Genomic DNA, 24,197 nt, shown 5'->3' on the forward strand with positions numbered 1-24,197 from the left:
GCAGTGAAGAGCACACTCCCGCCACCACACAACCGCCGTCATCGCCCGGCTTGACCGGGCGATCCAGTATTCCAGAGGCGGTTGTGATTGAACCGAGGAGCCGCGGCGTACTGGATTCCCCGCTTTCGCGGGGAATGACAGCATTGGTGCTGCAAGAGCAGCGCCCTCACCCAGCCTTCCCCAGATGCTCCAGCGCGTCCTCCGCGCGCAGCGGCACGCGCGAGGCCTCGTTGTTGAGGTCGACGAGCTGCACCAAGAGCCCCATCAGCGCCTTTCGGTCGGCGGGTTTCAGCGGCTCCAGCATGCGCGCCTGGGCGCGCTCGACGGCGGGGATGATCTCGCGCAGGATCGCCGCGCCCGATTTCGTCAGATAAAGCAGCTTGATGCGCTTGTCTTCTGGCGCCGGCTTGCGCTCGATAAAATCCTTGGCCTGCAGCCGCTCGATCACGCTGCCGAGCGTGGAGCGGTCGAAGGCGATCACCGCCGACAGCCGCGTTGCGTCGATGCCGGGATGGGTGTGGATCGCGATCAGCGCCGCATATTGCACCGGCGTGAGATCGAACGCCTTGCACTCCTCCATGAAGATCGAGACTGCGATCTGCTGCATGCGCCGGAACAGATAGCCCGGCGCGGCATAGACCGCGTCGATCGTGATCGGAGGGGCGGGCTTACTCGGCATCGGGCTGCTTCTCCGGGGCGGCGTTTGCGAAGGCCGGCAGCGCCTTTGCGGCGGCCTCCGCCTTCAGCAGCCGCGGATAGGCCGACACATCGACGCCGAAGCGGCGGGCATTGGCGAGCTGCGGCACCAGGCAGAGATCGGCGAGCGTCGGCACATCGCCAAAGCAGAACGGCCCCGCCTCGTCCTTGATCAGCGTCTCGCAGGCCGACAGCCCCTCGCGGTTGACCCACGCCGCCCAGTCCTGGACCTTCTCCTCGGCGAGCCCGAGCTCGCGCAACCGCGCCAGCACCTTCAAATTCTGCACCGGGTGGGTGTCGCAGGCGATCGCCAGCGCGAACGCCCTCACCTTGGCGCGTGGCAGCGGATCCTTCGGCAGCAGCGGCGGATTGGGATGCGTCTCGTCGAGCCATTCGATGATGGCGACCGATTGGGTCAGCACCGCTCCCGCATCGTTCTCCAGCGTCGGCACCAGCCCTTGCGGATTGATGGCGAGATAGGCGGGCGCACATTGCTCGCCCTTGCGAAGATGATGCGGCAGGTGCTGGGCGCCGAGACCCTTGAGGTTCAGCGCGATCCGCACCCGATAGGCGGCGCTGGAGCGGAAATAGCCGTGCAGCTTCATCGGAACCCTCCCTGTATTTTATTCGTCATTCCGGGGCGACGCGCTAGCGTCGAGCCCGGAATCCATAACCACGATCGGGAGTATGGATTCCGGGCTCGCGCCTTTCGGCGCGCCCCGGAATGACAGCGGCTTTGTAGTCCGTTCGTCACGTTGACGCTACCTAGATCGTCAGTATACTGTCAATCAACAAAACGAACGGGAGCCGCACCATGGAAGCCGTGACCAAGACGCCGGAACGCGAGGCCTTCTACAAGAAGATCGACGGCGAAAACCTCACCGCGCTGTGGACGGTGATGAGCGATTTGATCACGCCGGAGCCGAAGAGCGCCTGCCGCCCGCATCTGTGGAAATTCGACGTCATCCGCGACTACATGACGGAAGCGGGCCGACTGATCACGGCCAAGGAAGCCGAGCGGCGCGTGCTGGTGCTGGAGAACCCCGGCCTGCGTGGCCAGTCGAAAATCACGACCTCGCTCTATGCCGGCGTGCAGATGGTGGTGCCCGGCGACGTCGCGCCCGCACACCGGCACAGCCAGTCGGCGCTGCGCTTCGTGCTCGAAGGCAAGGGCGCCCACACCGCGGTCGACGGCGAGCGCACCGCGATGGAGCCCGGCGATTTCATCATCACGCCGTCGATGACCTGGCACGATCATTCCAACGAGACCGACCAGCCGATGTTCTGGCTCGACGGCCTCGACATCCCGCTGGTGCAGTTCTTCGACTGTTCTTTTGCGGAAGGTTCCAAGGACGACCAGCAGAGGATCACAAAGCCCGCCGGCGACAGCTTTGCGCGCTACGGCCACAATCTGCTGCCGGTCGACGCGAAGCGATCGTCCAAGACCTCACCGATCTTCAGCTATCCCTATGCCTACACCCGCGAGGCGCTGGAGAAGGCACGCGCGAGCCAGGAGTGGGACGCCTGCCACGGATTGAAGCTGAAATTCAGCAACCCCGAGACCGGCGATTTCGCAATGCCGACCATCGGCACCTTCATCCAGTTGCTGCCGAAGGGTTTCAAGACCGCACGCTACCGCGCGACCGATGCGACGGTGTTCTGTCCGATCGAGGGCAAAGGACGCAGCCGGATTGGCGATGCCGTTTTCGAATGGGGCCCGCGCGATCTGTTCGTGGTGCCGAGCTGGCAGTGGGTGACGCACGAGGCCGAAGACGACGCCGTGCTGTTCAGCTTCTCGGATCGTCCGGTGCAGCAGAAGCTGGATCTGTTTCGCGAGGATCGCGGGAACGCGTGAGCCGCCGGTTTCGTAGGGTGGGCAAAGGCGCCCTTGCGCCGTGCCCACCACGCTTCAGCGACTGATGAAGAGATGTGGGCACGCTTACGCTTTGCCCACCCTACGGTCGCGCGGGTTGCGGCTACCGCCAGTGCAACAGCCGCGTCTCCAGCCAGCCGATCACCTTCCCGACCACAAGCCCGAACACCGACAGGATCACCACGCCCGCGAGCAGCTGGTCCGTCTGCATCAGATTGCCGGCCTGAAGCACAAAGGCGCCGATGCCGTACTGGGCGCCGATCATCTCGGCACTGACGACGAGCAATAGTGCGACGGACGCGGTGATGCGGAAGCCGGCGAGGATGGCGGGTAGCGCGCCGGGCCAGATCACCTTGCGCACGATGGTGGCGAAGGGAACGTTGAAACTCTGCGCCATGCGGATGAGGTTGCGCGGCACCGCGTCGACGCCGCTATAGACCGAGATCGCGGTGGAGAAGAACACGCCGAGCGCAATGGTCGCGATCTTCGGCTCTTCGCCGATGCCGAGCCAGAGAATGAGCAATGGCAGCAGTGCGATCTTCGGGATCGGGAACAGCGCCGAGATGAAGGTGATACCGACGCTGCGCGCAAGCCGCGACAGGCCGATGGCGAAGCCGACCGCGACGCCGGCCGCCGTTCCCAGCACCCAGCCGACGCCGATGCGCAGGATCGAGGCCGACAGATGCTGCCAGAGCGCGCCTGACATCGCGAGCTCGTAGATCGCCCGCGCGATCGCAGCCGGCGCCGGCAGGAACAGCGGATTGACAAGCCCGGCGCTGCCGGCCGCCTGCCAGATCGCGATGACGAGGGCGAGCGCGATCCAGCCGCCGAAGCGGCTGCTGGCGGGCACGAACCCGGCGCCGCGAAAACGGACGCGCCGCCTCGTGTCATCCTTCGCAGACGTCCCCGCGCGATCAAGCATGCTGAACCTCGCGCTCGGCGTCGATCGCCTCGTTGCGGATCAGCGACCAGATCTGGTTCTGAAGCGCCAGCAGCTTTTCACGCGCAGCGATCTCGCCGCGCTCGGTGCGCGTCATCGGCACGGTCACGACCTCGCGAATACGGCCCGGCCGCCGCGACAGCACCACGATGCGGTCCGCGAGCCGCGCCGCCTCCTCGAGATTGTGGGTGACATAGACCGCGCCCATGCCGCCATCGGCGAGCAGGCGGACGAAATCTTCCATCAGCAGCTCGCGTGTTTGTGAATCCAGCGCCGACAGCGGCTCGTCCATCAGCAGGATAGCGGGCTTGACCGCGAGCGCGCGCGAAATGCCGACGCGCTGGCGCATGCCGCCGGAAAGCTGCTTCGGATAGGTTGTGCGAAAATCGGTCAGGCCGGTGCGACGCAAGGCATCGTCGACCAGCGCGCGGCGCTGCACGGCCGAGAGCTGGGTATGCAGCAACGGGAATTCGACATTCTCCTCCACCGTCGCCCAGGGCAGCAGCGCGAAATCCTGGAACACGAAGGTCAGCGGATTGAGACTGTCCGCCGGCGGCGATCCGCGCAGCTCGGGCGCGCCCGACGATGGCTGCAACAGTCCGCCGAGAATCGACAGCAGCGTGCTTTTGCCACATCCCGAAGGCCCAACGATCGCCACCACTTCGCCGGCACCGACGGTGAAGGAAACGTCATCGAGCACGGCGAGGTCGCCGAAACGGTGGCTGATGTGGTTGGCGATCAGGTCCATAAGCCGCGTTCTACTCTCAATCCGCCTTCACAAAATCCTTGGCAATGATCGTGTTCACATCAAAGCCCTTGTCGGCAAAACCCTGCTCCTGGAGCCATTTGATCTGGTTGTCGACGTTCTTGACGTCCAGCTTGCCGTCGGGATCGATATAGGCGCAATTGCCGACCACCTGCTCGACCGGCAAATTGGTGTATTTTGCGATGATCTCCAGCAGCGGCTTTGTCTTGTCGTTGATGGGCGCGACGCCGTCCTTCATGGCTGCGAGGATGACGTCGTGATATTCGCGGTCGGCTTTCGCGAGTACGCCGAGAAATTTTGTCACCAGTACCTTGTTGGTCAGCGTCTTGGGCGACGCGAACACCGCGCCCAATTGCCAGGGCGTCTCGTCGCCGACCCATCCCAAAAACTTCGCGCCGCCTTCGTCCATCAGCTTTCGCGCGGTAGAAATGGGCAGCAGCGCCGCATCGACCGTCTCGCCCTTCAAGGCGGCGGCCGCGTTCGACAGCGATTGCAGCGGCACGATCTTCACATCGGCGAGCTTGAAGCCGTATTTGTCGGCGAGCAGCCCCAGCGAATAGTGAAAGGACGAGCCAACCTGCGTCACGGCTACGCGCTTGCCCGCGAGGTCCTTCGGCGTCTTCAACCCGGCGGCATAGGCGTTGTTGCTGGCGAAATAGCCGATCAGGGGATAACCGGCCTTCTCGCGGCTCATACCGCCGATCACTTTCAGCGTGCCTTTGCCGGCGAGATTGTAGAGACCGGCGGTGAAGGCGGTGACGCCAAAATCGATGTCGCCCGAGGTCGTCGCGACCGCGATCGGCTGCGCCGCATCGAAGAACTTCAGCTCGACATCAAGACCGGCCTCGCGGAAATATCCTTTGTCCTGCGCAATGAAGACGGGCGCGGACGACGACAGGCGGAGCACGCCGACCCTGGCCTTCAGCGCGTCTTCGGCCCGGGCCGTGCCCATCGCTGTGATCGCCATCAGGCCAGCCAGTGCGAGCCGCGCAATCCCGATCATCCCGTGTCCTCCGTCGTTGTTCTCTCGGTCGTAATGTTACAACCGTCACAAACCTTCAGGCACGGGCTGGTCCCGCCCGATGAAGGCGCCCTGTTGTTTCAACGTTTCCTGCAATTTTTCAATGGGGATGTCGCGCGGGATGCGGTTTCCTGAGAGCGCGAGCGCCGCGGCGGAACCGGCGGCCTCCCCCATCACGAAACAGGCACCGGAAACCCGCGCCGCCGACTGGCCCTCATGGGTCATCGAGGCGCAGCGGCCGGCGACGAGGAGATTGTCGACGCCCTCGGGCACCAGCATCCGGTAAGGCAGCTCGTTATAGCCGCGCGATTCCGGGATTGGCGGGAACGTGAAGACGACGTCGCCGGGAACATGGGCCTCGATCGGCCAGCCATTGACGCCGATCGAATCCGCGAACGAGGCGCAGCCGAGCACGTCCTCGCCGCTGAGCTGGTAGCCGCCCTTGATGCGGCGGGTTTCGCGGATGCCGAGCTGCGGCGGCAGATCGACGATGTAGGACTTTTCAAAGCCCGGCACGGTGCTGCGCAGGAACTCGAACGCGGCCAGCGCCTGCTTGCGGCCCTCGATCTCGCCGCGGGTGAGGTCGTCGGGCTCGATGCCGTTGATGGCGTGGCCATCCTCGCGCGCCACTTGCGTGAAATTCACCCGCCATTCGATGCCTGATTTCTGCGGCCGCACGATCGCACTCTTGCGCGGGAATGTGTGGGTGCCGGCGGCGATCGCCTTCTCCATCAATTGCGGGATGGTGCGCCAGGCATCGCCAGCCTTCTCGGGATCGATGCCGTTGAGGCGCAGCATCATCGAGGGGTACATCGGATGGCCGTGCTCGTCACCGAGCTCGAAGGGCGCCCCGGCCCAGACCGCAAGGTCGCCGTCGCCGGAGCAATCGATGAAGATCTCGGCGCGAACCGCCTGCCGTCCGGCCTTGGTCTCGACCATCAGCGCATCGATGCGGCTGTTATCGCCCATCACGACGCCGGCACCGAGCGCATGGAAGAGGATGTGCACCTTGTGGCTGGCGAGCAGTTCGTCGGCCGCGATCTTGTAGGCCGCTGTGTCATAGGCCTGGGCGAAGACCTTGCCGAGGATCAGATGCGGCGCGTTGAGGCCGTTCAAATGATCGATCCGCGCCAGCAGATCGGACGCCATGCCCTGCACCAGCCGATGGGCCTTGCCGTAGACATTGCCATGCAGGCCGCAGAAATTGGTGACGCCGGCAGCCGTGCCCATGCCGCCGAGGAAGCCGTAGCGCTCGATCAGCAGCGTCTTTCGTCCCGCGCGCGCCGCTGACGCCGCCGCCACGATGCCGGCGGGCCCGCCGCCGAGAACGACGACTTCATATTCGCCGTAGAGCGGCACCTGGCGTGCCGGTTCTTCGATCATCATGGCCCGCATGCGCGTCCGCTCCCAAAATCTCTTGCTTGAAGCCGACTATGAATTAACGCAGGACGAGCTACAATCCACCAAAATACGCGATCAGCTTTCTCGAATCGAGAAAGGTCGACATGGACATCCTGGTGAACCTTCAGGCCTTCCTCGCCACCGCGGATACGGCCGGATTCTCTGCCGCCGCGCGCAAGCTCAATGTCTCGACCTCGGTCGTGGCCAAGCGCGTCACGCAACTGGAGGCGCGGATCGGCGCGCCGCTGTTTCATCGCTCGACGCGGCAACTGCGCCTGACGGAGGCCGGCCAGCGCTATGTGCATCGCGCCCGCAGTGTCGTCGCCGATGCCACCGACCTGCTCTCGCGCATGGGCGAGAAGGGACACGATCTCGTCGATCACCTCCGCATCAAAGCGCCGACCTCGCTCACCGTGGCGCGCCTTGCCGACGCCTTCAGCGCCTTCCAGACGCAGAACCCGCGATTGAAGCTCGAGATCGTGCTGATCGACCGCCCGGTGGATCCCGTCACCGAAGGCTTTGACATCGCCATCGGCGCCTTCCCTCATTCCTTCGGCGGTGTGGTCGACGAGCCGCTGTGTCCGCTGAAACGGCTGCTCTGCGCCTCACCGGCCTATTTAAAGAAGCACGGCGCGCCAAAGCACCCGCGCGACCTCGTCGACCATCGCTGCCTCAGCTTCCTGCCGACGGGACCGGAGTGGATCTTCGACGGCCCGCGCGGGCGCATCAGCATCCAGGTCAGCCCGCTGCTCTCCTCCAACGAGGGCCATGTGCTGGCGCGCAGCGCGATCGCCGGCAACGGCATCGCGCTGATCTCCCATTATCTCGTGGCGGATGCCCTGCGCGACGATACGCTCAAGCCGGTGCTGCGCGACTTTCCAATTCCCGAGCTGTGGGTCAAGGCCGCGATCCCCGAGCGGCGGCGCAACGCCGCCGCGGTGCAGGCTCTCTTGCGCGAATTGAAGAGCGCGCTGCTACCGGTGCTGTAAGGCCGCCTCGTGCACCCTCGTGGCGTCGCCGGCTTCTCCGCGTTCAGGCGGCCGAGCGGATGGTGTGGAGGAAATCGTCGACGTTCGACCTCATCGAATCCGCCTGCTGCTTCAGGGCGGCTGCGACCGTGAGGGCGGCTTCGGCGCCGGCGTCGGTCTCGCCCGCCACGGCGCGCACCTGACCGATTTCCTGCGTCACCGCCGTGGTGCCGTTGGCCGCCTCCTCGACGTTGCGCGCGATTTCGCCCGTGGCCGCGCCCTGCTCTTCGACCGCCGCGGCAATCGCGGTGGCGATGTCGGCCATTTCCTTGACGGTCGAGCCGAACTGCTTGATCGCCTGAACCGATTGGCCGGTCGCACTCTGGATCGTCGCGATCTGGCTGGCGATCTGCTCGGTCGCCTGCGCCGTCTGGGTGGCGAGACTCTTGACCTCGCTGGCGACGATCGCGAAGCCCCGGCCGGCGTCGCCGGCGCGCGCCGCTTCGATGGTCGCGTTCAGCGCCAGCAAATTGGTCTGGCTGGCGATGGCCTGAATCAGTTGAATGATGGTGCCGATCTTCTCAGCAGCATCCGACAGCCCATGCATCAATTCGGAGGTGCGGTTGGTCTCGTCGGTCGCCCTGTTCGAGACCGCGACAGAGCGGTGCACCTGGCTCGAGATTTCACGGATCGAGGCCGCGAGTTGCTGGGTGGCGGAGGCGACGGTCTGCACATTCATCGATGCTTGCTCGGCACGGGTCGCAACCGCTTCGGCGAGCCCGCGTCCGCGTTCGGCGACCTTTGCCAACTCCTCGGCGCTGCGCCCCATGTCGTCGGCACGGCCGCCGACACCGGAAATGACTCCCTGCATGCCCTGCTCGAAGCGGCCGGCAAGATCCGACATCATGCGGGCGCGGTCAGCCTCGCTGGCTTCGCGCTGTGCCGTCGCCTCGCCTTCCATGCGGCGAACCGCCAGCGCGTTTTCGCGGAACACCTCGACGGCGCGTGCCATGCGGCCGATTTCGTCGCGCGAGTCGCCGCCGGGGATCGACTCATCGAGCTCGCCCGCCGCCAGCGATTGCATCCGGTCGGTCATGCTGCGAATCGGACCGGACACGCTGGCGCCGATCAGCCACGCCAGCACCGCTCCCAGCAGCAGCGCGCCGGCCGCGGTCGCGATGACGGTCTGCTTGGTCTGATCGACCGCTGCCGCGGTCTTGTCGCCCTGCTCGGCGCGCACGGTGCCGAGCTTCGCGTTGATCTTGTTGACGTGGTCGTCGATTGCCGCACTGGCCTTCTTCAATTCGGCCTGTCTGGCGCGCAGATCGGCGGCCACCTTGATGACCTCGTCCAGCGCGGCCGCGTCGGCAGTGATCGCGGTCTTGAGCGCGGCGACCAGCGCCTTCAGTTTGGCGTCGCTCGCCCCCGCCAACTCAGCCTCGGTGTCTGCGATCGCCAGCTGGGCATAGGACAACGCCTGCCTGGCGTCGTCGGCATCGCCCGTCGACAAAGTGGAGCCATAGCGCATCACGGTGATCCGCAGTGCGTCAACGACGCCGGCCAGACGCATCGGGTTGACCAGCCGTTCCGCGTCTTCGGACCGGTTGGCGAGCGCAACTTGAATGCCGCTGACATTGAGGCCGGCGGCTGCACCCTGGGCGTCGGTTTTCGTGGTCGCGGCGCGCAGCCGATCCGCCGCCTCCGCTGCCGCGGTGAACGACGAGCGATAGGTTTCCAGCGCGGTCTTGACCGGGCCGATGCCTTCCGCGATCGCTTGCAGCTTGCCGAACTGCCGGTCGACCTGATCGGCCAGTTTGCCGACGCCGTCGATGGCCTTGGCCGCGGCATCCTTGTCGCCGACATTCCAGGTTCGGATGAATTTCTCGACCGCCGAGTTCGCCTCCAGAAGCGCGGCCCGCGCCTGTGACATGCCGGCGTCGCCGGCAGCGCTGGTCACGAGCTCATTGACCGTTCCGCCGATCCGCTCGACCTGGACCATGGCGAAGCCCGCGAGCAGGACCAGAAAGCTGAGAACCAGCGCGAAGCCGCCGAACACGCGCGGACGAACGCCGACGCGGGACATCATGTGCGATAATTTCATGGCAAATCCGAAATTCTTCAACGGGTGGAGCGGATGGCGGCGAGCAGATCCTTGCCAAACCGCTTCTCGAATTCCTGATCGAGCGGCTTGACCGCGTCGACGAAGGGCTGGCGATCGAATGTCTCGATGACGTCCATGCCGCCGCTACGCACTTGCTCGAGCGACGCGGCATCGAGCTTCGCCTGCCAGGTCGCCTCCGCTCCCTCCTTCGCCAGCGCGATCAGCATGGCCTGGTCGGCCGGCGGAAGCTGTTCGAACATGGCACGGTTGGCGACGAATGCGATCGGCGCGAAGAAGTGACCGGTCAGCGTGAGGTATTTCTGGACTTCGTAGAGCCGGGAGCCGGCGATGGTCGGCACCGGATTTTCCTGCCCATCGAGCCGGCCGTCCTTCAGCGCGGTGTAGACCAGCGGAAATTCCATCGGGACCACTTCGGCGCCGAGCGCCTTGAACGTCATCTGGTAGATCTCGTTCGGAATGACGCGAATCTTGAGACCTTTGATATCCTCGGGCGTGCGAACCGGCCGTTTGGAATTCGTGACGTTGCGAAATCCCTGTCGGCCGATTGCCAGCAGCGTCAGCCCCTTGTCAGCGAATTTGGTGGCGATTGCCGCGCCGGCCGGACCTTGCGCCACGGCCTTCGCGTGGGCTGTGTCGCGGAACAGGAAGGGAATGTCGAACACGCCAAGTTCGGGGACGACCGAACTGACCACAGACCCCGACAGCACCGCCATATCGACCGAGCCGGCCCGGGTCGCCGCCAGGATGGCGTTCTCGCTGCCGAGCGCGTTGGTGGCGCGCTCGTCGATCACGATGCGCTTGCCGGCCGATGCCACCAGCTTCTGGCGAAACTCATCGGCCCCGATTTGCTGCGGGCTCCCCAGCTGGGAATTGAACGCCAGAGAGATCAATCGCGGTGAAGCGGCAGCCGGTTGCAGAACCAGCAGCCCTGCGGCCGCGGCGACGATCGATCCGGCTTTCCAAAGTCCCAAAACTCGTCTGTGCATTCGACACCATGGCGTGACAATTGTCGTAACCCTAATGACCGGGAATGATTGAACCCTTAAGGAAGGCCCCGCGGAATTACGGAGATTCGCCTCGATCCGCCGCCGACGAGATTTGGGACAGGGGTCCGATGCAGATGGTATCGGATTGCTGTGGGATGATGAGTGGTTCGAGGGAATGACGATGGGATCTAGAATACAAATGGCTGCCGTCATCGCGATCGGCATCATGGCCGGTACGGCCCCGGCCCGCGCCGAGGTCGCGCAATGCCGGTTCATCCAGGCCAAGCCGGAGCGCGAGGCGTGTTACCAACGTCAGGAAGCCGCGCTGGCCGCCAAGCGCAAGCCGGAGCCGCGCGCGGAAAGCAAGACGCTCGAATCGATGCGCCAGATGCGGCAGGACGACGATGCCGTCTATCGCAGCATCAACAACATCTGCCGCGGCTGCTGAGCGACAAACGCTCAGCCTTTGCCGCCACCCCAACTCGCCGCCCGCTTCTCGGCGAACGACGCCAGCCCCTCCGCCGCCTCCGCGCTCTGGCGCTTGACTGAATGCAGGTGCACCAGCCGCTTGTACGCGGCGTCGTCCACCGCCATCCCGCCAAACGAGCTCTCCAGCGCGAGCCGCTTGGTCTCGGCCATCGCCTCCGGTCCGTTGGCAAGGAGCTGCTCGACCACCTTGGCGCCGGCAGCCTCCAGTTCGGCGAGCGGGACGACCTCGTGGACGAGGCCGATGCGGCGGGCATCTTCGGCGCCGAAGCGTTCGCCTGTCAGCGCGTACCGGCGGACTTGCCGTACACTAATGGCATCGCAAAGCTGCGGGATGATGATGGCGGCGGTCAGGCCCCAGCGAACCTCCGTGATCGAGAACAGCGCATTGTCCGCTGCGATCACGACGTCGCAGGCGGCAATCACGCCGGTGCTGCCGCCAAAACAGCCGCCCTGCACCAGCGCGACGGTCGGGATCGGCAAGGTATTAAGCCGCTGCACGGCCTCGAAGGTCGCCCGCGACGCCGCCTCGTTCGCCTCAGCCGATTGCGGCCGCACGCCGTTGATCCATTTGAGGTCGGCGCCGGCCTGGAAATGCTTGCCATTGCCCCGGAGCACGACGACGCGAAGGTTGGACTTCCCGCCGAGATCGTCCATGGCCGCGAGCACGCCTGCGATCAATGCGCCGTCATAGGCATTGTTCACTTCAGGCCGGTTTAACGTGACGGTCGCAACCCCACGCTCATCGAGGGTCCACAGGACGGGGTTGGCAGTCATCGGCGATCCTCCGGGCATCTTGTTTGCCGCCCACTATGGCTGAGGCAACTCATCCCGATCCATATCTTTCCGGCGTAGGGCGGCCGCGTCCATCGCATGGCGGGTTGTGTCATGCTGCTGCCGGGCGACATCACGGGATCAGGGACGGGACATCACACCATGCGCATCTGCATTTTCGGCGCGGGCGCCGTCGGCAGCCATATCGCGGTCAGGCTGGCCCGCGCCGGCCATGAGGTCTCGTGCGTGATGCGCGGCGCCCATCTGGAGGCGGTCCGCGCCAATGGCCTGAAGCTGCGCGTCGGCGATTCCGAGGTCACCGCCAAGGTGAGCGCCTCCGGCGATGCGGCCCAGCTCGGCCCGCAGGACGTCGTGATCAGCACGCTCAAGGCGACCGCGCTGACGGGGCTGGTCGCCAGCATAAAACCGCTGCTCCATGACGACACCGCGATCGTCTTTGCGCAGAACGGTATTCCCTGGTGGTACGGCATCGGCCTGCCGCCGCGGCATCCGACGCCGCCCGACATTTCCTTCCTCGACCCCGGCGGGCGCTTGCGCGCATGCATTCCGAAAGAGCGGATCGTCGGCGGCGTCGTCTTCTCCTCCAACGAGGTGATCGCGCCCGGTGTGGTGCAGAACCTGACGCCGGACCGCAACCGCCTGCTGATCGGCGAATGCGACGACCGCAATTGCGAGCGCATCACCAGGCTTCGCGGCGTTCTCAACGACGCACGGCTGGAATCGCCGCCGGTGGCGGAGATCCGCGAGGCGATCTGGTCAAAGCTCCTGACCAACATGTCACTGTCGGTGCTGTGCCTGCTCACCGGCCAGACCGCGCGCGGCGTGCGCGACGACCCCGCCTTTGCCGAGGTCATTCCGCGCATGCTGAACGAGGCCAACGACATCGCGCAGCACTTCATCCCCGAGGTCAAGCGCGTGACGCGCAGCGGCCCCGCCCCCAACCACAAGCCGTCGCTGCTCCAGGATTACGAGCTTGGCCGCGCCATGGAGATCGACGTGCTGGTGAAGGCGCCCGCCGCCTTCGCCCGCACCGCCGGCCTGTCGACGCCGACGCTCGACCTGATCGCCGCGCTCGCGATCCAGAAGGCGCGCGACAAGGGGCTTTATTCCGCTTGAGCCTTAAGCGAGCTCATCGATCCAGGCCGTGAGCGTGTCGAGCACCTCTGCAAGCGCCTCTTCATTCGTCCGGCCGGACTTCTTCAGCACCGCGAAGGAATGATCGCCGCCGGCGACCTCGTGCAGCGTCGCCTTCGGGCCGAGCTGCGCAATCACGGGCTTGAGGAGGCCGAGATCGGCAAGCCCGTCGCGCGTGCCTTGCAGGAACAGCATCGGGATCTCGACATGGGCCAGGTGCTCGGCGCGCTCCGTCGACGGCTTCTTGTCGGCGTGCAGGGGAAAGCCGAGGAAGGCGAGCCCTTTGACGTCAGGCAGCGGCGCCTTGGACTGCGCCTGCGAGGTCATGCGCCCGCCGAAGGATTTTCCGCCGGCGACAAGCTTCAGACCGGGGCAGAGCCGCGCTGCGTCCGCGACTGCCGCGCGGATGGTGGCGTGGGCGACCGCCGGCTGGTCAGGACGGCCCTGCTTGTTTTCCATGTAGGGAAAATTGAAGCGGAACGTCGCGATGCCACGATCGGCGAGCCCCTCCGCAATCTTGTCCATCGATGCATGCCGCATCCCTGCACCGGCGCCGTGCGCAAGGACGTAGCAGGCGCGCGCATTGGCCGGCTGCACCAGGATCGCGGAGACCGTGCCGATGCGCTCGATGTCGAGCTTGAGCTCTTGAGTTTTGGTCGCCACAATCAGCCATCCCGACAGACGCGTTTTCCGGCCGCCTTGGTAGCGTCACCGGCGCAGCCTGAAAACACAATAATTGCCGCCGCCGACCAGCCTACCAAGCCGGAAAGCCGCATTGACCGAGGTGACCATGTCCTACCGCTCCTCCTGGATGACCGAAGAGCTCGAAATCTTCCGCGACCAGTTCCGGAAATATCTGGCCAAGGATCTGGCACCGCATGCCGAGAAATGGCGCGAGCAGAAGATGGTCGACCGCTTCGCCTGGCGCGGGCTCGGCGAGATGGGCGCCCTGCTGGCCAGCGTGCCGGAGGAATATGGCGGCCTCGGCGCCACCTTCGCCTATGACGCCGCCGTGCTCGACGACCTCGAGAGCACGGTGCCGGAGCTTACGACCGGCGTCTCCGTGCACAGTGCCATCGTCGCGCACTACATCCTCAATTATGGCTCGGAGGAGCAGAGGAAGCGCTGGCTGCCGAAGATGGCTTCCGGCGAGATGGTCGGTGCCATCGCCATGACCGAGCCCGGCACCGGCTCGGACCTGCAGGCCGTCAAGACCACCGCGAAAAAACAGGGCAATTCCTACGTCATCAACGGGCAGAAGACTTTTATTACCAACGGCCAGGCTGCCGATCTCGTCGTCGTCGTGGCACGCACGGGTGAAGCAGGTGCAAAAGGCATTTCGCTGATCGTGGTCGAGACCGCGGGCGCCGACGGTTACAAGCGCGGGCGCAACCTCGACAAGATCGGCCTGCACGCCTCCGACACGTCAGAACTGTTCTTCGACAACGTCACGGTGCCGCCGGAGAACCTGCTCGGCAAGGAGGAAGGCCAGGGTTTTGTGCAGCTGATGCAGCAATTGCCGCAGGAGCGCCTCGCGCTTGCGGTTGGCGCGGTCGCCTCGATGGAGCGCGCGGTCAAGCTCACCACCGAGTACACCAAGGAACGGAAAGCGTTCGGCAAGCCGCTGATGGACTTCCAGAACACCGCCTTCACGCTCGCCGAGCGCAAGACCGAAGCGATGATCGCGCGCGTCTTCGTCGACTGGTGCATCGAGCGCCTCGTCGCCGGGGATCTCGACACCGTCACGGCGTCGATGGCGAAATACTGGTGCTCGGACAAGCAGGTCCAGACCGCCGACGAATGCCTCCAGCTGTTCGGCGGCTACGGCTACATGCAGGAATACCCGATCTCGCGCATCTTCATCGATTCCCGCATCCAGAAAATTTATGGCGGCACCAACGAGATCATGAAGCTGCTGATCGCGAGGTCGCTGTAGCTCTGTTCATCGCGCACGCCAATCGCGTGGGCGGCAGCCGAAGCGCTGCTTGAAACGACGGGTGAAGTGGGAGAGATCGGAGAAGCCCCAGTCGAAGGCGATTGAGCCAATTGCCTGGTCCACTTTCGCAGGATCGCTCAGGTCCCGTGCCGCGCCGTCCAATCTGCGATCCATCACGTAGCCCGAGAATGTGGTGCCCACGCGCTCGAACAGCTTGTGCACGTAGCGCTCGCTGATGCCGATCGCGCGCGCGACATTCGCCACCGTCAACCCAGGCTCGCGCAGCCGCTCGTGAATGGCGCGGCGCAGCGCCAGCACGGTCGCGTCCGCAAAGCCGGCGGCCTCCGCCGTCTGCGCCCGCGAGCGGCGCGACAGGCTGAGCGCAACGAGATCGAGCAACACGTCGAACAGCCGAATGCTGTCCTCTTCCGCCATCCGCAATGCGCCGGCGTTGAGGGAGCGCGCGGTCTCGACGATGAGGTGACCGACATGGGGATCGTCGGAGACGCGCTCGGCCCTGAAATCGAACGACGGCGGCAGCCGGTCGCGCAGGGCGCGCGACGGCACCCAGAACGAAGCGACCTCCAGCATCGGACCGCGATCGTGCAGCAGCGTCACCACGCGGTCGCTGTCGACGATGCCGACCTGGCCGCGCGACAAGCTGACCTCGCTGTCGCCCTGGAGCATGCGGCAGCGCCCGGCGAGCTTGAAATTGAGATAGAAGCAGCTCTCGGTCGATGCTGCGATATCGGCGCGCGAGCGATTGACGGTATGCTCGGGAAACATCACCCGGTTGATTGCGCCGGCGCCGAGCCCGATCGTCTCCACCTTGGCCGGGAAGCGCGACGTCGTGGCCGATTCCGGCGTCAGGTTCATGAATGCCTGGCAGATCGCCTCGCGGTAATAGGAAAACTGCTCGTCCGGCGGGGTCACTGCGGTGTTCCAGATGACGTGCCGCGGCCGGCTTACGGGGTTGACCTGCTCCATCAGTTCGCTCCGAGACCAATCCGGTTCAGCGCCAGCCAAGCGGAAAATGGCCGGCCGGTTCACACTTCGCACAACAAGAATTGTCCGCCGCGCCTCGCGAGCGCCGCAAAGGACCCACGTCATGCCGATCTAACCACACCCTCGGGAGCAGCTACAACATGTCGACCTACGTTCTCGTCCATGGCGCCTGGCACACCGGTGCCGAGTTCGAACCCGTCGCGGCCCCGATCCGCGCCGCCGGCCACAAGGTCTATACGCCGACAATCAAGGGCAATCGCCCCGGCGATGCCAAGACGACCGGGCTGAAGGACGCGATCCAGTCGATCGCCGACTATCTCGCCGAAAACAATCTGAAGGACATCGTCCTGCTCGGCCATTCATATGGCGGCATGATCATCACCGGCGTCGCCGACCTCGCGCCGGAGCGCATTCGCCGCCTGGTGTATTGGAATGCCTTCGTGCCCAACAACGGCGAATGCCTCAACGACATGGTGCCGCCGCACTTTATCGGGCTGTTCGATGCCATCGCGGCCGAACGCGGCGACAGCTCTGTGGTGTTGCCCTTCCCGATCTGGCGCGAAGCCTTCATCAACGATGCCGATCTCGAGACCGCGCAGCGCGCCTATGACGTGCTCAACCCGCATCCGTTCGCGACATTTACCGACAAGATCGCGCTCAAGACCAATCCGGCGGAGATGCCGCTGGCAAAGTCCTATATCAACTGCACCGAGGACGTCGCGATGCCGCACAGCCATCCCTGGCATCCGCGGCTCTCGGAGAAGCTCGGCCTGTTCCGTCTGGTGCAGGTGCCGGGAAGCCACGAGCTGTGCTTCTCCGATCCGGCGCGGCTGGCCAAGGCGATCATGGAGGCGGGGCGCGACTGACGCGCGTCCGTCAAGAGCGCGACGACTTTCGACGATTGCTCCTACCGCCGGCTTCGGCGGCACAGCCCTTGCTTGTCCGCTAACGAATCCAGATCGGTAGAAGCAACCCCTGCTTGTCACGTGTGGCTCCCCGCCATACGCTGCCCGTGTTCGGCAACCGCCATCTGGTTTCGTTTTGCGTCAAGTCAGGAGAAGCGAATGGTTCACGTCTCGCGACGGAAACTGCTTCAGCTTGCGGCTGTTGCGCCATCGGCACTTCCTCTGGCCTGGACGTCGGTTGTATCTGCCGCGACCGGAAAGAAGACCCTGAGCGCGGTGATGCAATCGGACCTTCGCGTCACCGACCCTGGCTTCACGACAGCCATCATCACCCGCGACCATGGCTACATGGTCTACGATACGCTGCTCGGCATCGATTCCAGCTTCAAGGTGCAGCCGCAGATGGCCGACTGGACGGTGTCCGCGGACAAGCTGACCTACACTTTCACCTTGCGCGACGGCCTGAAGTGGCATGACGGCGCACCGGTGACGGCCGAGGATTGCGTGGCCTCCCTGAAGCGCTGGGGTACGAGCGTCGACGGCATGGCGCGCAAGCTGATGGACTTCACGGCCGGTATCGAAGCCGCGGACACCAAAACAATCGTCTTCAAGCTGAAGGAGCCCTATGGCCTGGTGCTGGAGACGATCGCCAAGCCATCGTCGGTCTGCGCCTTCATGATGCCCAAGCGGCTTGCGGAGACCCCGATCACCAAGCAGATTCCCGAGCAAATCGGCTCCGGCCCATTCAAATTCGTCGCGGCCGAATTCCAGCCCGGCGTGAAGGCCGTCTACGAAAAGAACACCGACTATGTGCCGCGCAAGGAGCCGGCCGAATGGACCTCGGGCGGCAAGGTGGCCAAGGTCGACCGGGTCGAGTGGATCACGATGCCGGACGCGCAGACCGCGCTCAACGCACTGCAGTCAGGCGATGTCGATTTCGTTGAGACGCCGCCGTTCGACATGCTGCCCGCGCTCGAGTCCAATCCGGACATCAACGTATCCATCCTGAACAAGTTCGGCTTCCAGTCGTTCGGCCGGATGAACTTCCTGCATCCGCCATTCGACAATGTGAAGATCCGCCGCGCCGCGATGCTGGCGATCAACCAGAAGGACGTGCTCGACGCGCAAATTGGCAATCCCAAATACTACAAGCTGTGCGGCGCGTTCTTCATCTGCGACACGCCGCTCGCCAGCGACGCCGGCGGCGAGACTCTGATCAAGGGCAACGGCATGGCGGACGCCAGGAAGGCGTTGGCCGAGGCCGGTTATGACGGCACGCCCGTGGTGATCCTGGCGCCGACCGATCAGATCCTGCTGAAGGCGCAGCCGGTCGTGGTCGCACAGCTGTTGCGCGACGCCGGCTTCAAGATCGATCTGCAGGCGATGGACTGGCAGACCGTGGTCACCCGCCGGGCAATCCAGAAGCCGCCGAAGGAAGGTGGCTGGAGCATGTTCTTTACCTACCAGGGCGCCGCCGACTCATTGAACCCGCTGGTCAACGTCCCGATGGTCGGCAAGGGCACGAGTGGCGGCTGGTACGGCTGGTCCGAGGACCCCAAGCTCGAGGAGTTGCGCGATTCCTTTGCCCGCGCGACCTCGCCCGAGGAGCGCAAGAAGATCGCGCTTGAGGTGCAGAAGGAAGCCTACGACCAGGTGATCTACGTCCCGCTCGGCCAGTTCCAGGCGCCGAGCGCCTGGCGCAAATCGCTCACCGGCGTGATCGACGGCCCGGCGACGCCGATGTTCTGGAATGTGGACAAGAACGAGTAGCTTCCTCTCCCCGTTCTCACGGGAAGAGGCAAAGCCCTAATTCGGATGCCACCAGCGGCCGCCGATCACGACGCCCTCGGAGACGATCTTGCGATCGCCGATCAGATGCTCGCCGACGACGTCCTCATAGTCGAACTGGCCCTGCCTGACCGTAACAAGCGTGGCGTCGCCGACGCTACCGGGCTTGAGGCTGCCGAGCTCGGGACGCCGCAGCGCCATGGCCGCGTTCACCGTCGAGGCGGCGACGACGTCCGACAGCTCCATGCCCATGCACAGGAATTTCGACATGGTCGTGACCTGGTCGAACGCCGGGCCGTCGATGCAGAGCTGATGGATGTCGGAAGAGATCGTGTCGGGATAGAAGCCGTTGGCGAGCATCGCGCGCGCGGTCTTGAAGGCGAACGAGCCCTTGCCGTGGCCGATATCGAACAGCACGCCGCGCTCGCGCGCGTCCAGCACCGCCCTCTTCACTGTGCCTTGCGCGGTCGCCGGCGTGTTGGGGAAGGGGCGGAACGCATGGGTCAGCACGTCGCCCGGACGCAGGCGGCCCAGCACCTCCTCGTAGCTCGGCGGCGGATGGTCGATATGCGCCATCAGCGGCATGCCGACCTCGTTCGCGACCTCGAGCGCGATGTCGAGCGGCACGATCCCCGACGTGCCCGAGGAGTGCAGCCCCACGCGCACCTTGATGCCGACGATGAGGTCGCGGTTGGCATCGGCCACCTTGGCCGCCTCGATCGGGTTCATCAGCCGCAACTCCTCGCTCTCGCCGACCATGATCCGGTGCGAGAAGCCGAAGATGCCGGCATGCGAGACGTGCAGATAGGCGAGGATGCGGACCTGGCTCGGCTCGATCACATGCTTGCGGAAGCCCGCGAAATTGCCGGGACCGGCACTGCCGGTATCGACCGCAGTGGTGACGCCGGAGAGGCGGCAGAATTCCTCGGCATCGATGCCGAGCGAGGTGCCGCCCCAATAGACATGGGTGTGCAGATCGATCAACCCCGGCGTCACGATGTAACGCGAGACGTCGCGCACATCGGTGCCCGGATCGGCCTTGAGCCCGGTCCCGACGGCGGCGACCTTGCCGCCGGCAAAGGCGATGTCCGTCACGGCATCGAGCTTCTGGGACGGGTCGACCACACGGCCGCCGCGCAGGATCAAGTCGAAAGGCATTGTTGTCTCCGGATGGGGTAGCGAGGCGTGGCCGGCACGTCGGCAAGGCCAGGAAGGACGTCTTTCGCTTCTAGCAAATTTTGCGCCGACGAGCGTGGCAAACTGCGACGATTGCCCATGACAAAATGGCGATCCCGGGACGACTCGAACTTTCAACCCATGTTTTACGAAACCGCTCTCAGGTCAACAATATCAGCGGCCTGTTCGCTCGGATTCCGGCTTCACGTGCGAAGCTGAAACATCCGCGGCCTATTGAAAAGACGGCGAGCGCGCATCCGGCAAACATGGAGTCGTCGGCAGGTCTCGGGCCAATGAGTGTCCGGCAAAGGTCGAGACGTGGCCGACATCATGTAGCTGGAGAAAAAACGATGGAACGACTGAAATTGCTTGGCGTGATCGCTCTTTGCGCAACCTTGGCGCCGGGAGCGGCCGCCTCTGCGCGCAGCGGCGGACATGGGGGCGGTGGACATGGGGGCGGTGGCGGACATTTCGGAGGCGGCGGCGGATTTCACGGTGGTGGGCACTTCGGAGGCGGCGGAGGCTTCCACGGCGGAGTTGGTCACTTCCGGGCCGCCGGCGGCTTCCATGCGCCACGTCCCGTCGCGGCCGGCGCCGGCTTCCATGGCGGTCAATTCCATCATGCCGGATTCCGGCATCGCTACCGCCACGCATTTGCTTACGGCGGGGGTCTTGGCCTTGGCGGCGCCTTAGCGCTGGGCGCCTATTCGGGCTGGCCTTACTATGGCGGCTACGACGACGGCTACTACGGCGATTACGACGACTCCGCTGATGGCTCGTCCTATTGCGAACAAAAATATCGGTCGTACGACCCGGCTTCGGGAACGTATCTCGGCTACGATGGCAAGCGACACCCCTGCCCATAGCTCGATGTGGTGATGTCTTCGAGCCGTGCTCGCCGGCACTTCGGGAGTCCCTGAGATCGCTGACGACGCACGGCCCGAATTGCCGGCGCGTTGCTGTTGCCAGTCTCCCCAGAGCAATATGGTTGTGACGAATGTCTTTAGGAGGCTCCTGATCAATCAGCTCATGATGCGTGGCGTTACGAAACCACAACGCTCCGCCCCTGGCGGCATCAAGCTAAGCCATCGAAAAGCTGGCGATCCCGGCATGACTCGAACATGCGACCTACGGTTTAGGAAACCGCCGCTCTATCCGGCTGAGCTACGGGACCGCGGAACCCGCTGGTACGGGTTCGATCCCGTCATAGCAGAGCAAAATGCGGTTCGCCAGCCGTCAGGCGGGCCAGACCATCGTCAACCTGAACGGGGCGGCTATACAATCGCTTCCAGGCCCCTCTCGGCGGAGCAGCTCACATGATCGAAAGCATCAGCGCCATCACGCTCGGCACGCATGACATGAGGCGCTCCGTGCACTTCTACCGGTCGCTGGGGTTCGAGCTCCTGTATGGCGGCGAAACCGCCGCATTCACGAGCTTTCGCGCCGGCACCGGCTATCTCAACCTGACGGCGCAGCCGGACGACAAGCGCTGGTCCTGGTGGGGCCGCATCATCTTCTACGTCGCCGATGTCGACGGGACCTACGAGCGCGCACGCGCCGCCGGATGGCAGCCGTCGACCACGCCGCGCAATGCGGAATGGGGTGAGCGCTACTTCCATCTCACCGACCCCGACGGCCATGAGCTCAGTTTCGCGCGACCGTTGTCCTGACCGCATAAGTCACATCCGCTGACGTTCGCAACGCGCAAGTAGCGCTGTCTCAGCCGCCGTGGCAAGCTCGACGCGGTTGCCTCAAGCGAGAATTGTATCTGGGTTCTAACCAGGGAGGACGACCATGGTAACCTATGTCGTGCTGGCGAACTTCACTGATCAGGGAGTCCGCAACGTCAAGGACTCGCCGAAGCGGGCCGACGCCTTCAAGGAGATGGCCAAAACGTTCGGCGTGACCGTGAAAGAGATCGTCTGGACGCAGGGACGATATGACGTTGTAACCGTTCTCGAGGCTCCAGATGAGGCTGCCGCGATGTCGCTCAGCCTTAGTCTCAGCGCACTCGGCAATGTCCGCACCGAAACGCTGCGCGCGTTTTCGGCGGCAGATATGACAAAGATCGTCGGCAAGATGCTCTGACGCTTAAGCCCGAGCGAACGCACTGGACCTGGGATGGCAATCCCGGGAACAGGCCTCTCATGCCTTGATATTGTTCTCGCGCACCACCTTGCCCCAATAGGCGACCTGCTTGTCGAAGAAGCTCTTGAAGGCGGCGCCGTCCTGGAGCAGCAGCGTCATCTGCTGGGTCTCCTTGAGCTGGGCAGCGGTCGCGGGCTCGCTCAGGATCTCCTTGGACGCCGTCGCCATGGCCGAGACGATGTCGGGCGGCGTGCCCGCGGGCGCGAAGATGCCCCACCAGGCGAGCGTCTCGAAGTCCGGAAAGCCCGCCTCGATCGCGGTCGGCGTATCCGGCAACGCCGGCAGGCGCTCGCGGCCGAGTTGCAGGATCGGCCGCAGCATGTTGGTGCCGAGCTGAGCCGAGACCAGCGCCGCCGACCCCGCGATCAGATCGACATGGCCGCCGAGCACGTCGTTCATCGCAGGGCCGCCGCCGCGATAGGGCACGTGCATGATCTCGACGCCGGCCTTGGTGCCGAGCACGGTCATGGCGAGATGGCCGAGCGTGCCGATGCCGACGGAGGCATATTTCACCGCGCCGGGCGTCGCCTTGCAGGCGGCGACCACGTCGGCAAAGCTCTTGTAGGGACGGCCGGCGCCGGCGGCGATCACGTAGGGCGCGGTGCCCACAAGCAGTACCGGCAACAGCTCACGCTCGACATCGACCGGCGGCTTGTCGAGGATGGACGGGATCACCGCGTGGGAATCGAAGGTGACCAGGAACGTCGCGCCGTCCGGCGGGCTCTTGGCAACCTGCGCCGCGCCGAGCGCGCCCGCCGCGCCCGACTTGTTCTCGACCACGACGATGCGGTTGAGCTTTGTCTGCAGATTGGCCTGCAACAGCCGCGCCATCGCGTCGGTCGATCCGCCCGGCGGAAACGGCACCACCAGCGTAATCTTGCCGGCCTGCGCCACCGCTGGCGCGATTGCGAGAATAGCGGGCGCTGCCAGCAGCGTGCGTCGTGTGATCGTCATGGTCCCCTCCCCTTTGGTTTTGCGCCTGGCTTTTTGCTCTTTGGCGCTTAAGTCGTGCCGAAGCCCGATCCCGCTTTTTTGTATTCTGGCCGTGGTGGACTGAAAATGTCCAGCACGCGGGCCCCATCGGGGCCGGCGCGCATCGTGTGCGGCACATTGCCGGGCGTGCGCCAGAAATCGCCCTTCTTCACCGGAATTTCCTCATCACCCTGGACGCGGATGGCGGAGCCGTCGAGCAGCACGCCCCATTGCTCCTCGGGATGATGATGCAGCGTACCTTGCGCATGCGGGGCCAGCGTCACCACCGACAGCATCGCCTGCTCGCCGGAGAAGATGCGCGTGGTCACCCCCGCCGCGAGCTCGCGAAACAGCCCGTCGCTGGGATCGTCGATGTTGTGAAATTCGTCCTTCTGGCTCAAGCCGCCCTCCCCTTCATTCTGATCCGATCAGGATTTGCCATAGGAGCCCTGGTAGCGGCCCTCGCGGATCGCCTTCATGGTCTCCTCCTCACGCGCGACCTGGGCGCGGACGGCTTCCAGCAGCGCCGCGGCTCCGGCGGCGGGGAACGACACCACGCCGTCCTCATCGCCGACCACGATGTCGCCGGGCGAGATCACGCTGCCGCCGATCGTCACGGGCACGTTGATTTCGCCGGGGCCGTTCTTGTAGGGGCCGCGATGGATCACCGCGCGGGCGTAGCAGGGAAAGTCGTCAGCGGCGAAGGCCGCGACATCGCGGATCGCGCCGTCGATGACATAGCCTTCGGCTTTGCGCCACTGCGCGATGTTCTTCATGATCTCGCCGACCAGTGCGCGGCTCTCGTCGCCGCCGCCATCGACCACGATGACGTCGCCGGGACCGACCAGTTCAAGTGCGCGGTGGATGGCGAGATTGTCGCCGGGACGGGTGCGCACGGTGAAGGCCGTCCCGACCAGCTTGGCGCCGCGATGATAGGGCTTCAGCCCGACCGCGCCCGGCAACCGGGCGAGATTGTCTGAAATGACTGAAGTCGGCGCGCCGCGAAAACCCTCGATGATCTCGGCCGGCGGCTTCGGCACGCTGTTCGCTGCGATGGTGATCGTCATGTCTCAATCCTT

The 24,197-nt window shown here is 64.9% G+C and carries 25 protein-coding genes and 1 tRNA gene; 10 read left to right on the forward strand and 16 right to left on the reverse strand.

All coding sequences use genetic code 11. The features are described 5' to 3' along the window. Positions 1-166: 166 nt before the first annotated feature. Entirely contained in the window at positions 167-679 is a 513-nt protein-coding gene (locus ABIB99_RS38300) for a MarR family winged helix-turn-helix transcriptional regulator (protein ID WP_247316390.1), read from the reverse strand. Then, on the reverse strand, positions 669-1,301 hold the full coding sequence (gene maiA, locus ABIB99_RS38305; RefSeq protein WP_354180878.1) for a maleylacetoacetate isomerase: 633 nt from the start codon (positions 1,299-1,301) through the stop codon (positions 669-671). Before maiA ends, ABIB99_RS38300 begins: the two co-directional genes overlap by 11 nt. Before the next feature lie 209 nt (positions 1,302-1,510). On the opposite strand from maiA, the gene gtdA reads away from it, so the two are divergent. After that, positions 1,511-2,551, forward strand: coding sequence for a gentisate 1,2-dioxygenase (gene gtdA / locus ABIB99_RS38310; RefSeq protein WP_354180880.1), 1,041 nt, complete (start codon positions 1,511-1,513; stop codon positions 2,549-2,551). A 121-nt stretch (positions 2,552-2,672) separates the two neighbouring features. Here the strand turns inward: gtdA and ABIB99_RS38315 are convergent, their stop codons facing one another. From ABIB99_RS38315 to ABIB99_RS38330, 4 genes are read right to left on the reverse strand one after another with little or no spacing between them, the layout of a single operon-like run. Beyond that, positions 2,673-3,491 (reverse strand): ABC transporter permease, encoded by an 819-nt coding sequence (locus tag ABIB99_RS38315; RefSeq protein ID WP_354180882.1) that lies wholly within the window; start codon positions 3,489-3,491, stop codon positions 2,673-2,675. Beyond that, on the reverse strand, positions 3,484-4,257 hold the full coding sequence (locus ABIB99_RS38320) for an ABC transporter ATP-binding protein (RefSeq protein ID WP_354180884.1): 774 nt from the start codon (positions 4,255-4,257) through the stop codon (positions 3,484-3,486). The genes ABIB99_RS38315 and ABIB99_RS38320 overlap by 8 nt, the downstream gene beginning before the upstream one ends. A 16-nt stretch (positions 4,258-4,273) precedes the next feature. Then, positions 4,274-5,278, reverse strand: a complete 1,005-nt coding sequence (locus ABIB99_RS38325) for an ABC transporter substrate-binding protein (protein ID WP_166345909.1) — start codon at positions 5,276-5,278, stop codon at positions 4,274-4,276. A 45-nt stretch (positions 5,279-5,323) separates the two neighbouring features. Further along, positions 5,324-6,691: an FAD-dependent oxidoreductase gene (locus tag ABIB99_RS38330; protein WP_354180887.1), complete on the reverse strand. Its 1,368-nt coding sequence runs from the start codon at positions 6,689-6,691 to the stop codon at positions 5,324-5,326. 110 nt (positions 6,692-6,801) lie between these two features. Here ABIB99_RS38330 and ABIB99_RS38335 point away from each other — a divergent pair, with 110 nt between their 5' ends. Next, positions 6,802-7,686, forward strand: a complete 885-nt coding sequence (locus ABIB99_RS38335; protein ID WP_354180889.1) for a LysR family transcriptional regulator — start codon at positions 6,802-6,804, stop codon at positions 7,684-7,686. A 43-nt stretch (positions 7,687-7,729) separates the two neighbouring features. On the opposite strand, the gene ABIB99_RS38340 is transcribed toward ABIB99_RS38335, so the two are convergent. Continuing rightward, positions 7,730-9,766 carry a methyl-accepting chemotaxis protein gene (locus tag ABIB99_RS38340; RefSeq protein WP_354180891.1) on the reverse strand — a complete coding sequence of 679 codons (2,037 nt, stop codon included), beginning with the start codon at positions 9,764-9,766 and terminating at the stop codon, positions 7,730-7,732. A 17-nt stretch (positions 9,767-9,783) separates the two neighbouring features. Beyond that, entirely contained in the window at positions 9,784-10,773 is a 990-nt protein-coding gene (locus ABIB99_RS38345) for a TRAP transporter substrate-binding protein (RefSeq protein WP_208089158.1), read from the reverse strand. Positions 10,774-10,972: 199 nt separating this feature from the next. Here ABIB99_RS38345 and ABIB99_RS38350 point away from each other — a divergent pair, with 199 nt between their 5' ends. Next, on the forward strand, positions 10,973-11,221 hold the full coding sequence (locus ABIB99_RS38350; RefSeq protein ID WP_354180893.1) for a hypothetical protein: 249 nt from the start codon (positions 10,973-10,975) through the stop codon (positions 11,219-11,221). Positions 11,222-11,232: 11 nt separating this feature from the next. On the opposite strand, the gene ABIB99_RS38355 is transcribed toward ABIB99_RS38350, so the two are convergent. Beyond that, positions 11,233-12,036 (reverse strand): enoyl-CoA hydratase-related protein, encoded by an 804-nt coding sequence (locus ABIB99_RS38355; RefSeq protein WP_354180895.1) that lies wholly within the window; start codon positions 12,034-12,036, stop codon positions 11,233-11,235. 159 nt (positions 12,037-12,195) lie between these two features. Here ABIB99_RS38355 and ABIB99_RS38360 point away from each other — a divergent pair, with 159 nt between their 5' ends. Further along, on the forward strand, positions 12,196-13,170 hold the full coding sequence (locus ABIB99_RS38360) for a ketopantoate reductase family protein (RefSeq protein WP_135215913.1): 975 nt from the start codon (positions 12,196-12,198) through the stop codon (positions 13,168-13,170). Between the two features lie 3 nt (positions 13,171-13,173). On the opposite strand, the gene ABIB99_RS38365 is transcribed toward ABIB99_RS38360, so the two are convergent. Beyond that, a complete protein-coding gene (locus ABIB99_RS38365; RefSeq protein WP_208089160.1) occupies positions 13,174-13,851 on the reverse strand; it encodes an alpha/beta hydrolase family protein in 678 nt (225 codons plus the stop codon). A gap of 127 nt (positions 13,852-13,978) precedes the next feature. Between ABIB99_RS38365 and ABIB99_RS38370 the strand changes: the two genes are divergently transcribed. Beyond that, positions 13,979-15,124 (forward strand): acyl-CoA dehydrogenase family protein, encoded by a 1,146-nt coding sequence (locus ABIB99_RS38370; RefSeq protein ID WP_354118872.1) that lies wholly within the window; start codon positions 13,979-13,981, stop codon positions 15,122-15,124. Positions 15,125-15,130: 6 nt separating this feature from the next. On the opposite strand, the gene ABIB99_RS38375 is transcribed toward ABIB99_RS38370, so the two are convergent. Beyond that, on the reverse strand, positions 15,131-16,111 hold the full coding sequence (locus tag ABIB99_RS38375; protein ID WP_135215896.1) for a helix-turn-helix domain-containing protein: 981 nt from the start codon (positions 16,109-16,111) through the stop codon (positions 15,131-15,133). 158 nt (positions 16,112-16,269) lie between these two features. Between ABIB99_RS38375 and ABIB99_RS38380 the strand changes: the two genes are divergently transcribed. After that, the gene (locus tag ABIB99_RS38380) at positions 16,270-16,995 is read left to right on the forward strand and encodes an alpha/beta fold hydrolase (RefSeq protein ID WP_135215897.1); all 726 of its coding nucleotides are present in this window, start codon (positions 16,270-16,272) and stop codon (positions 16,993-16,995) included. A gap of 198 nt (positions 16,996-17,193) precedes the next feature. Further along, entirely contained in the window at positions 17,194-18,804 is a 1,611-nt protein-coding gene (locus ABIB99_RS38385) for an ABC transporter substrate-binding protein (protein WP_354180898.1), read from the forward strand. 36 nt (positions 18,805-18,840) lie between these two features. Here ABIB99_RS38385 and ABIB99_RS38390 read toward each other — a convergent pair whose 3' ends face one another. Next, positions 18,841-19,980, reverse strand: a complete 1,140-nt coding sequence (locus tag ABIB99_RS38390) for an amidohydrolase/deacetylase family metallohydrolase (protein WP_063980668.1) — start codon at positions 19,978-19,980, stop codon at positions 18,841-18,843. A gap of 368 nt (positions 19,981-20,348) precedes the next feature. Here ABIB99_RS38390 and ABIB99_RS38395 point away from each other — a divergent pair, with 368 nt between their 5' ends. After that, on the forward strand, positions 20,349-20,864 hold the full coding sequence (locus tag ABIB99_RS38395) for a BA14K family protein (protein ID WP_354180900.1): 516 nt from the start codon (positions 20,349-20,351) through the stop codon (positions 20,862-20,864). A 231-nt stretch (positions 20,865-21,095) separates the two neighbouring features. Here the strand turns inward: ABIB99_RS38395 and ABIB99_RS38400 are convergent. Next, a tRNA-Arg gene (locus tag ABIB99_RS38400) sits at positions 21,096-21,172 on the reverse strand. Between the two features lie 142 nt (positions 21,173-21,314). On the opposite strand from ABIB99_RS38400, the gene ABIB99_RS38405 reads away from it, so the two are divergent. Further along, positions 21,315-21,668 carry a VOC family protein gene (locus ABIB99_RS38405; RefSeq protein ID WP_354180902.1) on the forward strand — a complete coding sequence of 118 codons (354 nt, stop codon included), beginning with the start codon at positions 21,315-21,317 and terminating at the stop codon, positions 21,666-21,668. A 124-nt stretch (positions 21,669-21,792) separates the two neighbouring features. After that, complete coding sequence (locus tag ABIB99_RS38410) at positions 21,793-22,086, forward strand: GYD domain-containing protein (RefSeq protein WP_135215901.1); 294 nt, start codon at positions 21,793-21,795, stop codon at positions 22,084-22,086. Positions 22,087-22,143: 57 nt separating this feature from the next. Here the strand turns inward: ABIB99_RS38410 and ABIB99_RS38415 are convergent, their stop codons facing one another. The 3 genes from ABIB99_RS38415 to ABIB99_RS38425 are packed head-to-tail and all read right to left on the reverse strand — an operon-like array spanning position 22,144 to position 24,185. After that, a complete protein-coding gene (locus ABIB99_RS38415) occupies positions 22,144-23,100 on the reverse strand; it encodes a tripartite tricarboxylate transporter substrate-binding protein (RefSeq protein WP_354180905.1) in 957 nt (318 codons plus the stop codon). Between the two features lie 47 nt (positions 23,101-23,147). Beyond that, on the reverse strand, positions 23,148-23,519 hold the full coding sequence (locus ABIB99_RS38420) for a dimethylsulfonioproprionate lyase family protein (RefSeq protein ID WP_028159929.1): 372 nt from the start codon (positions 23,517-23,519) through the stop codon (positions 23,148-23,150). A gap of 27 nt (positions 23,520-23,546) precedes the next feature. After that, positions 23,547-24,185 (reverse strand): RraA family protein, encoded by a 639-nt coding sequence (locus tag ABIB99_RS38425; protein WP_354180907.1) that lies wholly within the window; start codon positions 24,183-24,185, stop codon positions 23,547-23,549. Positions 24,186-24,197: the final 12 nt, after the last annotated feature.

It is taken from the genome of Bradyrhizobium sp. LA6.1, assembly GCF_040547805.1.
In the GTDB taxonomy this organism is placed as follows: domain Bacteria; phylum Pseudomonadota; class Alphaproteobacteria; order Rhizobiales; family Xanthobacteraceae; genus Bradyrhizobium; species Bradyrhizobium barranii.

What these genes read in the sequence shown, in the direction of transcription:
- ABIB99_RS38300 (WP_247316390.1), bottom strand. Translation starts at nt 679, where the DNA reads ATGCCGAGTAAGCCCGCCCCTCCGATCACGATCGACGCGGTCTATGCC.
- maiA (WP_354180878.1), bottom strand. Translation starts at nt 1,301, where the DNA reads ATGAAGCTGCACGGCTATTTCCGCTCCAGCGCCGCCTATCGGGTGCGG.
- gtdA (WP_354180880.1), top strand. Translation starts at nt 1,511, where the DNA reads ATGGAAGCCGTGACCAAGACGCCGGAACGCGAGGCCTTCTACAAGAAG.
- ABIB99_RS38315 (WP_354180882.1), bottom strand. Translation starts at nt 3,491, where the DNA reads ATGCTTGATCGCGCGGGGACGTCTGCGAAGGATGACACGAGGCGGCGC.
- ABIB99_RS38320 (WP_354180884.1), bottom strand. Translation starts at nt 4,257, where the DNA reads ATGGACCTGATCGCCAACCACATCAGCCACCGTTTCGGCGACCTCGCC.
- ABIB99_RS38325 (WP_166345909.1), bottom strand. Translation starts at nt 5,278, where the DNA reads ATGATCGGGATTGCGCGGCTCGCACTGGCTGGCCTGATGGCGATCACA.
- ABIB99_RS38330 (WP_354180887.1), bottom strand. Translation starts at nt 6,691, where the DNA reads ATGCGGGCCATGATGATCGAAGAACCGGCACGCCAGGTGCCGCTCTAC.
- ABIB99_RS38335 (WP_354180889.1), top strand. Translation starts at nt 6,802, where the DNA reads ATGGACATCCTGGTGAACCTTCAGGCCTTCCTCGCCACCGCGGATACG.
- ABIB99_RS38340 (WP_354180891.1), bottom strand. Translation starts at nt 9,766, where the DNA reads ATGAAATTATCGCACATGATGTCCCGCGTCGGCGTTCGTCCGCGCGTG.
- ABIB99_RS38345 (WP_208089158.1), bottom strand. Translation starts at nt 10,773, where the DNA reads ATGCACAGACGAGTTTTGGGACTTTGGAAAGCCGGATCGATCGTCGCC.
- ABIB99_RS38350 (WP_354180893.1), top strand. Translation starts at nt 10,973, where the DNA reads ATGGCTGCCGTCATCGCGATCGGCATCATGGCCGGTACGGCCCCGGCC.
- ABIB99_RS38355 (WP_354180895.1), bottom strand. Translation starts at nt 12,036, where the DNA reads ATGACTGCCAACCCCGTCCTGTGGACCCTCGATGAGCGTGGGGTTGCG.
- ABIB99_RS38360 (WP_135215913.1), top strand. Translation starts at nt 12,196, where the DNA reads ATGCGCATCTGCATTTTCGGCGCGGGCGCCGTCGGCAGCCATATCGCG.
- ABIB99_RS38370 (WP_354118872.1), top strand. Translation starts at nt 13,979, where the DNA reads ATGTCCTACCGCTCCTCCTGGATGACCGAAGAGCTCGAAATCTTCCGC.
- ABIB99_RS38375 (WP_135215896.1), bottom strand. Translation starts at nt 16,111, where the DNA reads ATGGAGCAGGTCAACCCCGTAAGCCGGCCGCGGCACGTCATCTGGAAC.
- ABIB99_RS38380 (WP_135215897.1), top strand. Translation starts at nt 16,270, where the DNA reads ATGTCGACCTACGTTCTCGTCCATGGCGCCTGGCACACCGGTGCCGAG.
- ABIB99_RS38385 (WP_354180898.1), top strand. Translation starts at nt 17,194, where the DNA reads ATGGTTCACGTCTCGCGACGGAAACTGCTTCAGCTTGCGGCTGTTGCG.
- ABIB99_RS38390 (WP_063980668.1), bottom strand. Translation starts at nt 19,980, where the DNA reads ATGCCTTTCGACTTGATCCTGCGCGGCGGCCGTGTGGTCGACCCGTCC.
- ABIB99_RS38395 (WP_354180900.1), top strand. Translation starts at nt 20,349, where the DNA reads ATGGAACGACTGAAATTGCTTGGCGTGATCGCTCTTTGCGCAACCTTG.
- ABIB99_RS38405 (WP_354180902.1), top strand. Translation starts at nt 21,315, where the DNA reads ATGATCGAAAGCATCAGCGCCATCACGCTCGGCACGCATGACATGAGG.
- ABIB99_RS38410 (WP_135215901.1), top strand. Translation starts at nt 21,793, where the DNA reads ATGGTAACCTATGTCGTGCTGGCGAACTTCACTGATCAGGGAGTCCGC.
- ABIB99_RS38415 (WP_354180905.1), bottom strand. Translation starts at nt 23,100, where the DNA reads ATGACGATCACACGACGCACGCTGCTGGCAGCGCCCGCTATTCTCGCA.
- ABIB99_RS38425 (WP_354180907.1), bottom strand. Translation starts at nt 24,185, where the DNA reads ATGACGATCACCATCGCAGCGAACAGCGTGCCGAAGCCGCCGGCCGAG.